The 13093-nt window shown below is 70.8% G+C and carries 13 protein-coding genes; 3 read left to right on the top strand and 10 right to left on the bottom strand.

Going from position 1 to position 13093, the window contains the following annotated elements; translation table 11 throughout:
* Nucleotides 1-79: 79 nt before the first annotated feature.
* From hemC to VFA06_RS24310, 4 genes are all read right to left on the bottom strand, one after another.
* Nucleotides 80-1021 (bottom strand): hydroxymethylbilane synthase, encoded by a 942-nt coding sequence (gene hemC / locus VFA06_RS24325; RefSeq protein WP_324843029.1) that lies wholly within the window; start codon nt 1019-1021, stop codon nt 80-82.
* On the bottom strand, nt 1018-2397 hold the full coding sequence (locus tag VFA06_RS24320; RefSeq protein WP_324843028.1) for a glutamyl-tRNA reductase: 1380 nt from the start codon (nt 2395-2397) through the stop codon (nt 1018-1020). The genes hemC and VFA06_RS24320 overlap by 4 nt, the downstream gene beginning before the upstream one ends.
* Nucleotides 2394-3275 (bottom strand): redox-sensing transcriptional repressor Rex, encoded by an 882-nt coding sequence (locus tag VFA06_RS24315; protein ID WP_324843027.1) that lies wholly within the window; start codon nt 3273-3275, stop codon nt 2394-2396. Before VFA06_RS24315 ends, VFA06_RS24320 begins: the two co-directional genes overlap by 4 nt.
* 312 nt (nt 3276-3587) lie before the next feature.
* Nucleotides 3588-3833, bottom strand: a complete 246-nt coding sequence (locus VFA06_RS24310; protein WP_324843026.1) for a glutaredoxin family protein — start codon at nt 3831-3833, stop codon at nt 3588-3590.
* Nucleotides 3834-3920: 87 nt separating this feature from the next.
* Between VFA06_RS24310 and VFA06_RS24305 the strand changes: the two genes are divergently transcribed.
* The 3 genes from VFA06_RS24305 to VFA06_RS24295 all read left to right on the top strand — a co-directional run bounded on the left by VFA06_RS24305 (nt 3921) and on the right by VFA06_RS24295 (nt 7726).
* Nucleotides 3921-4811 carry an HAD-IB family hydrolase gene (locus VFA06_RS24305; protein ID WP_324843025.1) on the top strand — a complete coding sequence of 297 codons (891 nt, stop codon included), beginning with the start codon at nt 3921-3923 and terminating at the stop codon, nt 4809-4811.
* Between the two features lie 462 nt (nt 4812-5273).
* Nucleotides 5274-6128, top strand: coding sequence for an ECF subfamily RNA polymerase sigma factor, BldN family (locus VFA06_RS24300; RefSeq protein WP_414639956.1), 855 nt, complete (start codon nt 5274-5276; stop codon nt 6126-6128).
* A 323-nt stretch (nt 6129-6451) separates the two neighbouring features.
* Nucleotides 6452-7726, top strand: a complete 1275-nt coding sequence (locus tag VFA06_RS24295) for a DUF5667 domain-containing protein (protein ID WP_324843023.1) — start codon at nt 6452-6454, stop codon at nt 7724-7726.
* Between the two features lie 119 nt (nt 7727-7845).
* Here VFA06_RS24295 and VFA06_RS24290 read toward each other — a convergent pair whose 3' ends face one another.
* The 6 genes from VFA06_RS24290 to VFA06_RS24265 form a co-directional block, all read right to left on the bottom strand.
* Nucleotides 7846-8718 carry a lysophospholipid acyltransferase family protein gene (locus tag VFA06_RS24290; protein ID WP_349260333.1) on the bottom strand — a complete coding sequence of 291 codons (873 nt, stop codon included), beginning with the start codon at nt 8716-8718 and terminating at the stop codon, nt 7846-7848.
* 47 nt (nt 8719-8765) lie between these two features.
* Nucleotides 8766-9938 carry an NAD-dependent epimerase/dehydratase family protein gene (locus VFA06_RS24285; protein ID WP_324843021.1) on the bottom strand — a complete coding sequence of 391 codons (1173 nt, stop codon included), beginning with the start codon at nt 9936-9938 and terminating at the stop codon, nt 8766-8768.
* A 199-nt stretch (nt 9939-10137) separates the two neighbouring features.
* Nucleotides 10138-10236: a 30S ribosomal protein bS22 gene (locus VFA06_RS24280; protein WP_018654693.1), complete on the bottom strand. Its 99-nt coding sequence runs from the start codon at nt 10234-10236 to the stop codon at nt 10138-10140.
* Nucleotides 10237-10422: 186 nt separating this feature from the next.
* Nucleotides 10423-10686: a helix-turn-helix domain-containing protein gene (locus VFA06_RS24275; protein WP_324843020.1), complete on the bottom strand. Its 264-nt coding sequence runs from the start codon at nt 10684-10686 to the stop codon at nt 10423-10425.
* Between the two features lie 289 nt (nt 10687-10975).
* Nucleotides 10976-11812 (bottom strand): phosphatase, encoded by an 837-nt coding sequence (locus tag VFA06_RS24270; RefSeq protein WP_324843019.1) that lies wholly within the window; start codon nt 11810-11812, stop codon nt 10976-10978.
* Between the two features lie 86 nt (nt 11813-11898).
* Nucleotides 11899-13083, bottom strand: coding sequence for an ABC transporter permease (locus VFA06_RS24265; RefSeq protein ID WP_324843018.1), 1185 nt, complete (start codon nt 13081-13083; stop codon nt 11899-11901).
* Nucleotides 13084-13093: the final 10 nt, after the last annotated feature.

The raw sequence follows: 13093 nt of genomic DNA, 5'->3' as shown, positions 1-13093 counted from the left end.
GCGAGATCGGAATCTTCGGTGCTGCGCGGTTTGGTGTGCGGTACCGCGGTCTGCGTTGCTACCGACCCGGTCGTGATAGTCACGGCTGCTTCCCCATCAGTCCTGCGGCGCCCTCAGCGAGCATCCGAGCGGCGAGCTCGCGCCCGAGCCGCTCAGCCTCCTGCGGGCTTCCGGTGGCGGACATCCTTATCGACCGTGGTACGCCCGAGGCCACTACCTCGGTCACCGTCCCGGTCAACTGCAGTTCGTGCGCCGAGGCGACGGCATAGCCGCCGACCGGTGCGGAACACCCCGCTTCGAGCGAGGCCAACAGCGCCCGCTCGGCCTTGACCGCGGCCCGGGTGGGCCGGTGGTCCAGCGCGGCGAGCTGTCCGATGAGCTCGCCGTCCGCGGCCCGGCACTCCACCGCGAGGGCTCCCTGTCCGGGAGCCGGCAGCAGCGCGGCCGGGTCGAAGTAGTCGGTCGCCTCGCCGATCCGGCCGAGGCGGTGCAGACCGGCGTAGGCGAGCACGACGGCGTCGAGCTCGCCCTTGGTCACGTAGCCGACGCGCGTGTCCACATTGCCGCGCACCGCGACGATCTCCACGTCCTGGCGCAGCAGCCGCAGCTGGGCGGCCCGGCGCGGCGAACCGGTGCCGATCCGCGCGCCAGCCGGCAGGTCCGCGAACTTGAGCTGGTCGCGGGCGACCAGCACATCCCGCACGTCCTCGCGTTCCGGCACCGCGGCCAGCGCGAGGTCGGCCGGCTCGGCGGTCGGCAGGTCCTTGAGCGAGTGCACCGCGAAGTCGACGCGGCCGTCCAGCAGCGCGTCACGCAGCGCGTTGACGAAGACCCCGGTGCCGCCGATCTGCGTCAGCGCCTCCTTGGAGACGTCGCCGTAGGTGGTGATCTCCACCAGCTCGACCTGACGCCCGGTGGCCTCGGTGACCGCGTGCGCGACCAGTCCGGATTGCGCGAGGGCGAGTTTGGAGCGCCTGGTTCCCAGCCGCAGTGTTCCCACCCGCAGTGGCTGACCGGTCATACGGTGCCTTCTTCTCTAGCCGGGTCCGCGTCGCCGGTCTTGGCCGCTTCATCGGCCAAGACCGGTTCAGCCCGGCTGACCGCGGCGGGCGCGGCCGGGTCGAGGTTGAACAGCTCTCGCAGCGCCACCGCGTACGAGGTGCCGCCGGGGTCCGAGGCCAGCTGCTTGACCCGGACCGTGGGCTCGTGCAGCAGCTTGTCCACGACGCGCCGCACCGTGTTGGCGACCTCGGCGCGCGCCTTGGCGTCGAGCTCGGGCAGCCGGCCGTCGAACCGGGCGAGCTCCGCCTCGACGACGTCGGCGGCCATGCCGCGCAGCGCGGTGACGGTCGGGCCCACGGTCGCGGCGCGCTGGGCCGCGGCGTAAGCGACGACCTCTTCGGCCACGATCCTGCGCACCGCCTCGACGCTGCCCGCCTCGACCCGCGCGGCGCCGTCGCGTTCGGCGTCGGCGATCCGCTCCAGGTCGATCAGGGTCAGTCCGGGCAGCGTGCCGACCTCGGGCGCGACGTCGCGCGGCAGGGCGAGGTCGACGACGACCCGGGGGCGGGTGCCGCCCTGCGCCGCGACCGCGTCACCGGCCGGTCCGAAATCGGCCGGCGAGATGACCGTGTCCACTGCGCCCGTGCACGAGATCACCAGGTCGGCGCCGGCCAGGCTCTCGGTCAGCCGGTCAAGGCCCAGCGCCCGGGCCCCGACCGTCTCGGCGAGCCGGCCGGCCCGGTCGGGCGTGCGGTTGACCACGGTCAGGTCCAGACCCGGGAAGAGCCGGGCGAGCGTGGTCGCGGCGAGCGAGGACATCGAGCCCGCGCCGACCACCACGGCCTTGGCCGGGCGGCCGCCCTCAAGCAGCGGCACCGCGAGGTCGAGCGCCGCGGTGACCAGCGACTGGCCGGCGCGGTCGAGCCCGGTCTCGCTGTGCGCGCGCTTGCCCACCCGCAGCGCGGTCTGGGTCAGGTCATTGACGACCCGTCCCGCCGTACCTTCCGCCTGTCCCGCCGCGAGCGCGCTGCGCAGTTGCCCGAGGATCTGCGGCTCGCCGACCACCATCGAGTCCAAGCCGCAGGCGACGTTGAACAGGTGCTGCACGGCCCGGTTGTCGTAGTGCACGTAGAGGTGCTCGGTCAGCTCCTCGACCGGGATACCGGAGTGCAGGCTGACCAGATCGGAGAGGTCGGCCAGCGCGCCGTGGAAGCGCGTGACGTCGGCGTAGATCTCCAAGCGGTTGCACGTCGCGACCGCTATCGCCTCGGTCACGTGCTCCGTGCCGACGGCATCACCGATCAGCTTCGCGACCCGCTCGGGCGGCAGCGCGGCCTTCTCCAGCAACGGGATCGGGGCGGTGCGATGGGACAGGCCGACCACCAGCAGGCTCATGCCGGCCTCACTTCGTTGAATTCGTCGTAGCTGTAGCGCGGGATCGGCTCGGTGTCCGCGGTCGGGTCCGCATACCCGGTCGCGCTTGCCGAATCGTCGAATTCGCCGGGATTAACGGGATCCTCGCGCAGGCGCCGTACCGCACGCGCACCACGCAGTGTGCCGGGAGCGGCTTGGTTGGCGGTCTTGCGTTGCTCGTGGAACGCGAGGATCTGCAGCTCGATGGACAGGTCCACCTTGCGCAGATCCACCCCCGCCGGCACCGTCACCACGGCGGGGGCGAAGTTCAGGATGGAGGTCACGCCCGCGGCCACCAGCCGGTTCGCCACCTCCTGGGCGGCCTCGGGCGGCACCGCGATCACCGCGATGGAGATGCCGTTGTCGGCGATGACCTCGTCGAGCTCGTCGATGTGCCGGATCACCAGGCCGGCGACCCGGTTGCCGGACAGCCGCGGGTCGGCGTCGAGCAGCGCGGCGATGCGGAAGCCGCGGCTGACGAAGCCGCCGTAGTTGGCCAGGGCGTGCCCGAGGTTGCCGATGCCGATGATGGCGACCGGCCAGTCCTGGGAGAGGCCGAGCTCGCGGGAGATCTGGTAGATGAGGTACTCGACGTCGTAGCCGACGCCTCGGGTTCCGTACGAGCCGAGGTAGGAGAGATCCTTGCGCAGCTTGGCGGAGTTGACTCCGGCGATCGTCGCCAGTTCCTCGGAGGAGGCAGTCGCGGTACCGCGCTCGGCCAGCGCCCGTAGCGCACGCAGGTACACCGGAAGCCGGGCCACGGTCGCCTCCGGAATGGCCGAGGCGCGGCCCGCGGGACCTTCGCCGCCGCGGCCCGTGGGACCTTCGCCCCTGGGGCCTTGGGTACGCAAGGTGGCCATCGTGCTCCTGAAGGCGCTGTCGCGGTGGGACTGTTGCCGGAGCGCGCCACGATTGTGGGTCTGCCTCAGCACCTGTCCGACAGCGTAAGACCTTGTGAACGCGCGCACAAAGTGCGTTCCCGAATTGCCCGAAAAGTCTACTATCGTCCGACTTGCCCGCTGACCTGTACACTGACCAGGTCAGACGGACCGGCTCCAGGGCCGCGCCAGCGCGGGATGCGACTGAAGTCACAGCGGCTTTAGCGCTGTTCTAGGCGAAACACCAGCTCACTGCCGGACGATGCGCGACAAGGATTTATCACGCTGTCTGATTCAACGCAGTGCGGCGCGCAGCCGCGCCTCGTCCACCCGCCAGTAGTCGTGTCGGCGGCCGTCCACCAGCGTCACCGGGATCTGCTCCCAGTACTGCTCGGCGAGAGACTTGTCCCGGGTGATGTCGAGTTCGGTCCAGCCCACGCCCAGCTCCTCGGCGACGCGGGCGACCACGGCACGGGCGTCGTCGCACAGGTGACAACCGGGCTTGCCGATCAGGGTGATCCGAGGGGACTGGGACTCCATACCCTCGCACAGTAGTCGCAAGGCCGTAACCAAGCAGGCATCAAAGCCGAACGTGGAGTTACCGTGTTGCGAGTATGGTCTACAAGCATGGCAACCGGCCTCGACGCACCCGCGCTCGCCGAATTCAAGCTGCTTCGGCCCGCTCCGGGTGACGCGAATCCGTCCGATCCGCCCGGCCACGGCCCGCGCACCGCGGCCTTCTTCGACCTGGACAACACGCTGATTCAGGGCGCCTCGCTGTTCCACCTGGCCCGCGGCCTTGCCGCGCACCGGCTGCTGAACGGCCGGGACATCGCCAGGTTCGGCTGGGGCCAGCTGACCTTCCGGGTCCGCGGCGAGCGCCACGAGCAGGTCGAGTCCACCCGGGAGCGGGCACTGTCCTTCGTCGCCGGGCGCACCGCGGACGAGATGACCGACATCTGCCACCGGATCTTCGACGACTACCTCGAGCGCAAGATCTGGCCGGGCACCCGCGCGCTGGCGCAGGCGCACCTGAACCGCGGCGAGCCGGTCTGGCTGCTGACGGCGGCCCCGTTCGAGCTGGCGAACATCGTCGCGATCCGGCTCGGCTTCACCGGGGCGCTGGGCACCGTGGCCGAGACCGTCGACGGCGTCTACTCCGGACGCATCTGCGGAGACGTGCTGCACGGTCCGGCCAAGGGCGAGGCGATGCGGGCGCTGGCCGAGCGCGAGGGCTACCCGCTAGCCTCCTGCCACGCGTACTCGGACTCGGCGAACGACCTGCCGATGCTCAACTCCGTCGGCCACCCACACGCGGTCAACCCCGACCACAAGCTGCGGCACTACGCACAGGAGCAGGGCTGGCCGGTCATCGATTACCGCACTGGGGTGCGCCTGATGCGCATCGGCTTGCCGGGCTCCGCCGCCGTCGGTGCGACGGCAGGGGTCGTGGCGGCCGGCGCCGCGCTGCGCCGCGCCGGGCGTCGCCGCGAAGCGACCGACACGATCGCGGGATGAACCGCCGAACTACTGAACCGCTGAACCACCGTCAGTTGACGGTTCGTTCATAAATCGTCTGCGTGGCGGATGACACGCCATCAGTCGCTCAGCCAAGCTTGAGACGTGCGCCTTCCTACGCTCCGTACACGTGCAGTAACTTCATGGACACGAAGCGGTATTCTCGTGTCGCGCTCGGTCGATCCGGGCCGGTCGTGCCAAACCCACACACGAGGGGAGTGATTTTCCCTACGATGTGGGAACGGCCCACGAGCGGTGATCGCCTCCGCACGCTCGGTCATGATCGGCTTCGCCGAACGCGACCGGCGGTCCGCAGCCCACGCGGACCGGTGCTGCGGCGCCACACCGCCTGCCCCGTCCGGCGCGGCGGGGTGGCCGTTGGTTAGGCAGTTCCGCACGAGGGGAACCGAAGCGGCATCCTCGCGCGCCGGACTGATGCAGCCCCCGAACAGCTGGAGTCCCGTGCATCGAGACGTCAGGGCCGACGCCGTCGGCTTGTCCGGCCTACGGTCGGCCGTGGCCGCGATGACGGCCTCGGCGGTCCCGTATCGGCCGGGAGCCGCCGCGCGCTCGCTCGAACCCCCTGCTTCGCCGCCTGGAGAACTGCCGGCGCCGCAGCCCGGCCCGGATGCCGCGGACCGATCGCCCGCGCACTCGCCGGCCGGGCAGGAGCAGGCCCGTCCGGAGCACGGTCACTCGCGCGCCCGCACGCCGCGGCAGCGGGGCGCCGACCACAACGGCTACGACGAGCGCGGCCAGGACGCCGAGTCGCTGCGGATGCTGGCCCTCGTCGAGCTGGCCCAGGAAGGCGACGGCGAGGCGTTCGGGCAGCTCTACGACGCCTACTCGGACACCGTCTACCGGTACATCTACTACCGGGTCAGCAACAAGCCGCTGGCCGAGGACCTGACCAGCGAGACCTTCCTGCGCGCGCTGCGCCGCATCGGCACCTTCACCTGGCAGGGCCGCGACTTCGGCGCCTGGCTGGTGACCATCGCCCGCAACCTGGTGGCCGACCACTTCAAGTCCAGCCGCTACCGGCTCGAGGTGCCGACCGGCGAAATGCTCGACTCGGACGACACCGTTGCTTCGCCGGAGGACAGCGTCCTGGCGTACTTGTCCAACAAGGCGCTGCTCGACGCCGTCTGCCAGCTCAACTCCCAGCAGCAGGAGTGCGTGACGCTGCGCTTCCTGCACGGCCTCTCGGTCGCCGAGACGGCGAAGATCATGGGAAAGAACGACGGCGCGATCAAAACCCTCCAATATCGGGCGATCCGCACCCTGGCCCGGCTGCTACCGGTGGAATCGCTGCGGTGACCGCGAGTAGTACCGGCTCTACCGACGAACGTGTGATGGCGCGCCGCGCGCGGCGCCCCCTGGAGGGCTTCACTCGCGTAACTCGGCGCGTATCGCGGTCGTTGCGCGGGGTAACCGGTCCGACACGCGGAAACACCGGATGTGCAGGAGCAATTGCACGATCCACTCGTCCGGGTGAAATTGCTCCGCGATGGCGTCCGGGATGCCGACCAGGGCACAACCTTGCCCAGTCGGGGCGAGTCAAACTGGCGTCGGCGGCCACGGGCAACCGGCCCTCGGCGGTGGCCCGGCCGTCTTGGAAGGCTTAAGGAGGTGGCAGGCGAATGGCACAGCACTGGGGCAGCGCTCGGCAGTCGGGATCCGGCGAGCGCCGACTCGCGGAGGAGTTCGACCTCGCGCTGAGCGGCGCGCGATCCGGCGGCTCCCGCGGCGCGGGGACGCGGCGCGCTCACGCGAACGCCGCGGCTTCGGCGTACGACTCCGCGTCAGACGGTCCCGGATCCGCGCCCGCCGCCCAGCTGGCGACCTTGGTCGCGGTGGCCCAGCGGGTCGAGCGGGCCAACGCGGCCCTGCCCGGCATGGACGAGGCGTTCCGCGCCCAGCTGCGCGAGCGGCTGGTGCGGCTCACCCCCGAGCTGGCCACCGGACCGGCCAAGGCCCAGGTGCCCGCCCAGCGCGGCGGCCGGCACGCGGGACTGCGCCGGCCGGTCTCAGCCCGCCCCTCGCACACCGGCATCTCGGCGGCCTGGCGGCGGCGGCTGCTGGCCGCGGGCGTTGGCGTGGCGGTCGCGACCGGCTCGGTCGGCGGCATCGCCATCGCCTCCGCCGGCGCGGTGCCCGGCGACCCGCTGTACAGCGCTAAGAAGATGTTCGAGAACATCCAGCTCTCGCTGTCCGGCTCGCCCACCGACCGCGGCGGCCAGTACCTGCACCTCGCGGACATCCGGCTGTCCGAGATCGACGCGCTGCTCTCCCGCCGCGACGCCGACGTGCCGGGCTCGCCGACCGCGGCGTACCTGGACCAGGCGCTGACGGATCTTCAGACGATGATCGGCGACGGCGGCCAGCTGCTGCTGGACCAGGTGCGCCAGCACGGCGACGAGCAGGCCCTGCACGCGCTGTCCGACTTCCTGCTCACCGAGCGGCAGCGGGTGGTGGACCTGACCTGGCAGCTGCCGCTGACCCTGCAGAAGCGCCCGGCGCAGATCGTGGCGCTGATGGACGACCTCTACCGGCAGCTCCAGCAGGCGGCGGCCGCGATGCCGCATCCGGGAGCGGCGCCGACGCCGAGTTCCGGCATCGAGCCCGGCGGCGGCACCGGGGGCGGCCCGGGCGCCGCGCACGGCTCGCCTTCGCACGCGGGCCAGTCGTCGGCTGCGCACAGCCCCAGCGCCATGCCGTCTGGCGAGGCGTCGAGCAGCCCTGGCGCGAGCCCCAGTGCGCAGCCCTCCGCCTCGGCGACGCCGACGATAGGGGTTCAGCTTCCGCTGCCGATACTGCCGTCCACGGGCATCAACCTGCCCCCGCTGCTGCCTGGTCTGCCCGGCATCGATCTCGGCCTGGGCGGCTCCGGCTCCACCGCGTCGCCGACCGACTGACGCCTCCACGGCAAGGGCGCTGCCGAAAGGCAGCGCCCTGAGGAGAGCGTCGCTGTTGGAAGACCGCCGCTGTAGAGGAACCCTGCTCTAGAAGAACACCGCTTTAGAAGAACACCGCTCTAGAAAAACACCGAGCGGCGCTGGAGCAGTAGCCGGTACAGCGTGTCCTGGATCGTCTCGCGCACCTGGTCGGTCAGGTTGAACACCAGCATCGGGTCGTCCGCGGCGCCCGGGTCGTAGCCGGAGGTCTCGATCGGCTCGCCGAACGCGATGTACCACTTCGACGGCAGCGGGATCATCCCGAGCGGCCCCAGCCACGGGAAGGTGGGGGTAACCGGGATGTACGGCAGGTTCAGCAACCGCGCCAAGGGCTTGATATCGCCGATCTTCGGGTAGATCTCCTCGGCGCCGACGATCGCGGTCGGGATGATCGGGGTGCCGGTGCGCAGCGCCGCCGAGACGAAGCCGCCGCGGCCGAAGCGCTGCAGCCGGTACCGGTCGGCGAAGGGCTTGCCGATGCCCTTGAAGCCCTCCGGCCACACGCCCACCACCTCGCCGCTGCACAGCAGCCGTTCGGCGTCCGGGTTGCAGGCGAGGGTGTGCCCGGCCTTGCGGGCCAGCTCACCGATGAACGGCATCGTGAAGACCACGTCGGCGGCCAGCATCCGCAGGTGCCGGTGTGCCGGATGGTGGTCGGCCAGCGCGACCTGGGTCATGACCGCGTCCAGCGGGAGCGTGCCGGAGTGGTTGGCGACGATCAGCACGCCGCCCTTGTCCGGCACGTGGTCAAGCCCCCGGGTCTCCACCCGGAAGTAACGCTCGTACAGCGGCCGGAACGCGCCCAGCAGCACGTTCTCCGTCAGTTCGGCGTCGAAGCCGAACTCGTCGACCTCGTAGTCCCCGGTGATCCGCCGGCGCAGGAAAGCCAGGCCGCGCGCCGCGCGCCGCTCCCAGTCCGGACCGCCGATCAATCGGCCGACCGAGTCGATCACGTCCGTCGGCGGGCGGCCGGCGGCGCGCTGCTGTGTCGTCTGCTCGCTCACCCGTCCTCCCTCCAGTCGGCCGCGTCGTCCTGCCGCGGCACGTCCTCGGCGTAGCCCCGGCCGTTGTTGTCGTCGGCCAAGTCAACGTCATCCTCGCTCAGCAGCCGGCTCTCCCGGCGCACGGCGCGCCCGGCCAGCAGCGCGGTGAGCCGCTGCTCGACCGCCGCGACCGACCGCCGCGAGATCAGCGGGCGCAGCCCGGCCGCCTCGGCGTGCGCGGACACCGCCTCCGCGGTCGAGTACTGCGGTTTGAAGCCGAGCCGCGCGACCATCCGCTCGGTGTCGAGCACCCGGCCGTACGTCAACAGGCTGAGTTGGTCGCCGGTGAAATCGGCCACCCCGGCGCGCTTGAGCAGCGCCCCGAAGGTGGACGTTGCGAACGCGGGGATCGGCACGGTCGGCTTGCCGAGGCGGCGCGCGATCTGCGAGATCGTCAGCAGGCCGGAACCGGCGATGTTGTACGTGCCCGGATGGGTGTCCCCGGCGGCGATGCGAACCGCCTGCACGACATCGTCGATGTGCACGAACTGCAGCCGCGGATCGAAGCCGAGCACGGTCGGCAGCACCGGCAGCGACAGGTAGTCGACGAACGCGGTCTGCACGTCCGGGCCGAGGAAGTTGGCGAACCGCAGGATGGTGACCGCGACGTCGGGACGGCGCCGCGAGAATCCGCGCACGTAGCCCTCGACCTCGGTCACGTCCTTGCCGTAGCCCGCGCGCGGCGGCCGGTGCGGCTGGGTGTCCTCGGTGAACAGCGCGGGATCGCGCGGTGCGCAGCCGTAGACCGCCGCCGAGGACTTGATCACGAGGCGGCGCACGCTCGGTGCCTTCTGGCAGGCGGCGAGCAACTGCATCGTGCCGATGACGTTGCGTTCCTTCATCACCGTGCGGCCGCCAGCCTGTGACGGCGCGGCCAGCACGTCCAGATGCAGCACGGTGTGCGGGCGCACCCGGGCGATGAGGGAGGCGATTTCGGGCGTGCGCAGATCGGCGGCGACCGTCTCGACGCCCTCGACCCGGTCCTCCGGCAACGGTTCGCGCAGGTCCACCGCGACGATCCGGTCGACCGGCGGGTCTCCCGGCACGCCTTGGCGCAGCAGGTCCCGCAACACGGCCGCGCCGAGCCGCCGGGCCGCGCCCGTCACCAGGATGGTCCCGGAACCGCTCAACCGCGCCACCGCCTCCTGAGCCGCTGCGTGAAATCCGCCGGAGGTGCTGCGAGATCCGCGGCACGGCCGTTCAGCTGCTGTCCGCCTGACGGTAACGCCGCGCCATAAGGCCGGGGTAGGGCCGAACCGGCGGCGATTTCACCGCCGCCGGACACCAAGACCGCGGCCGCTCGCCTCATGACAGATGCGCCGCCGCGGCTTACTTCTTGTTACGACGCTGGATGCGCGTCTTCTTCAGCAGCTTGCGGTGCTTCTTCTTGGCCATGCGCTTGCGGCGCTTCTTGATGACCGAGCCCACTTGGAACCCTCGCTCACTTCTTCACGGTTGTGACGACAGGGATCCAGGGTACCCGCCCGCGGCAGCGCCCGATAACGCCGCGGGAATGTCGTGGTGAAGGCGGACTCGAACCGGTCTCGCGGCGCGCCGCCTGAACGTGTCAGACGTCGGGTTCGCGATCGGTTCGAGCCCGCCTTCACCGTCGACTTACTCGGTGCCCACGTAGGCGCCGGACAGATACTCGCGGACCGCCTTGGCCGGCACCCGGAACGAGCGTCCGACCCGCACCGCGCTCAGCTCTCCGGAATGGACCATCCGGTAGACGGTCATCTTGGAGACCCGCATCACCCCGGCGACCTCGGCCACCGTGAGGAAGCTCACGTCCTCTAACGCCGTCCCGTCACCGAACAGCTGCGGCGCCTTTGGGGCGTCAGCGGCCGACTCCGGCCCGGACGACTGGGCATTGGGCATCTGGGTCATCCACCTTTCGCGCAGGCGCGTTGACACCGGCATCCCCTCCGTCCGATAGTCCATACGCGTGTGCGTCTCGTCTCCCACAGTAGTTGCCGCTGGTGCGAATGGGGAGAGCGATTCCGAATTATGGGGATATCCCTACTTCGTCATTACGCTGCCAAAGTGAAACTTGCGCCGGTTTGCGCCGGTGGCGGCGAGGGGTACTCAATCTTGATCGGCACGACCCGGTCGAACGCGTGAGCGGCGCACCCGCGCCTTGCCGTCCTCCAACCGCCCTGGCCAGACTCTAGCCCTGCGCGACGAGTTGCGCTCGCGCGAGCACGTAGTCGCCGAGCAGGTCGTACTGCTCCGCGTCGAGCCCGTCGTCCAAGGGCACCGCCACCTGCACGGTTCCCTCGTCCTCGCCGACGAAGAGGGCCGGGTCATTGCAGTCCGCGAAGCCGATCGCGTCCACCCCGGCCTGCGCCGCGCCGCCGCACCAGCCGTGGTCGGCCAGCACCAGATCGGGCAGCGGCTCGCGGTGCGCGGCCAGCTCGGCGAGCACCGCGCGGATCGGCCGGGCGGCGTGGCTGTGGACCGGCCCACCGGGATCTTCGACCATTGCGACGCCGAGGTCGTACCTGATCTCCAGCCGCTTGCGGCCGTAGTGCGTCGCGGCGTCGTAGGACCACCCCTGCGCCGCCTCCACCACGGTCCCCCCGGCCTCCCGAAGCCGGGCGGCGAAGCGCTGGTAGAGCGGGCCGAGGTTGCGCGGATGCCCGGTGGCGAACAGCACCCGCTGCCGATCGCGCAGCGCGACGCCGAAGCGCGCGGCGTACCGGTCCAGCGCGTCGGCGGTGCGGTCCGGGTCGATGGTGTCCTGCCCAGAGCGGTGGTTCAGCAGAGGGCTGACGCCGACCTTGCGGACCATCAGTTCAAGCACCGAGTCACGAGTCCAGTGCGCGGAGGGGTCGAGGCCGAGCAGGTAGTACGGATCGCGGTCGGCCAGCAGCCGATAGTGCAGCAGGTTGTTCTCCCGCGGGGTGGCGACCCGGCCCGCCATCCCGGTCGCCGTCAGATGCTCGACCAGGGCCGCACGGGTCGGGTCGAGCTGTTCTGCGAGGACCGGAACCAGAGCGCTCATATCGTCGAGGGTAACCGGCCGCCGGGCGCCAGGGCGCGGATTTGGATCAATTTGATCGTTTGGCACTGCTTCAGTCCGTCCGCCGCTTAATCGGTGCGCAAGGCGACGACCGGGTCGAGCCGACCGGCGCGGCGGGCCGGGACCACGCCGAAGATCACGCCGACGGCGACCGAGACCGCGAAGGCCATGGCCGGAGACCACCAGGCGATCGCCGTGGGCAGCGGGCTGAACGCGCCGACCGCGGCGGAGACGCCGACGCCGATCAGGATGCCGATCGTGCCACCGACCGCGGTGAGGAGCACCGCCTCGATGAGGAACTGGAGGATCACATCGCGCTGCCGGGCGCCGAGCGCCTTGCGCAGCCCGATCTCGCGTGTTCGTTCCCTGACTCCGACGAGCATGATGTTCGACACCCCGACCCCGCCGACCAGCAGCGAGATCCCGGCGATCGCGGCCAGCACCAGGGTGAGCAGGGAGAGGATCTTGCCGATGGTGCCGAGGATCTGATCCTGGGTCACCGCGGAGAACTGCTCGCCGGGGTACTTGGCGGACAGCGCGGCGACCAGCTGGTCCGACAGCGGGCCGATCCGGTCCGGCGTCGGCGCCTTGACCGCCAGGTCCTGGATCGCGGAGACGCCGAACAGCCGCTGCGCCGCGGTGATCGGAATGTCTACCTGCGAATCCTGACTTACTCCGAACGCCGAGCCGCGCCGTACCGCGACGCCGACGACTCGGAAGCGCACGCCCGCGATGGTCACCGGCCGGCCGACCGGATCCTCGCCCGGGAAGAGGGTCGAGGCCACGTCGGCGCCGAGGACGACGACCCGAGCGCCGGTGTCCACGTCGGCCTTGGTCAGGTATGCGCCCTCTGCGATAGGCCGGTTGAACACCTCCGGCACGGTCTGGGTGAGGCCCTGCACGGTGGAGAAGTAGTTCAGCGACCCGGCGCGCACCTCCTCGCCGGAGGTGATGCTCGCGGTCACGTCGTCGGGCGAGCCGACGATCCGCGAGGCGAGATCGATGTCTGAGAACTGCAGCCGGGAGACCGAGGGCGCGGTCCCGAAGGCGAACTTTCCGGGCACTATCAGGATGATGTTCGAGCCGAGGCCCTCGACCTCGTTCTCCACCATGTTCTTCGCGCCGCCGCCGATGGCCACGAGCACCACCACGGCCGCGACGCCGATGATCACGCCGATCATGGTCAGCAGCGAGCGCAGCCGGTTGGCGGCGAGCGATTCGCCCGCCACGCGGAGGGATTCCAGCGGATTCACGGCTGTGCCA

This window comes from Actinocrinis sp. (assembly GCF_035653575.1).
Lineage (GTDB): Bacteria > Actinomycetota > Actinomycetes > Streptomycetales > Catenulisporaceae > Actinocrinis.
The sequence above is the reverse complement of the archived record's forward strand: the minus strand, read 5'-3'. Positions and strand labels throughout refer to the sequence as shown.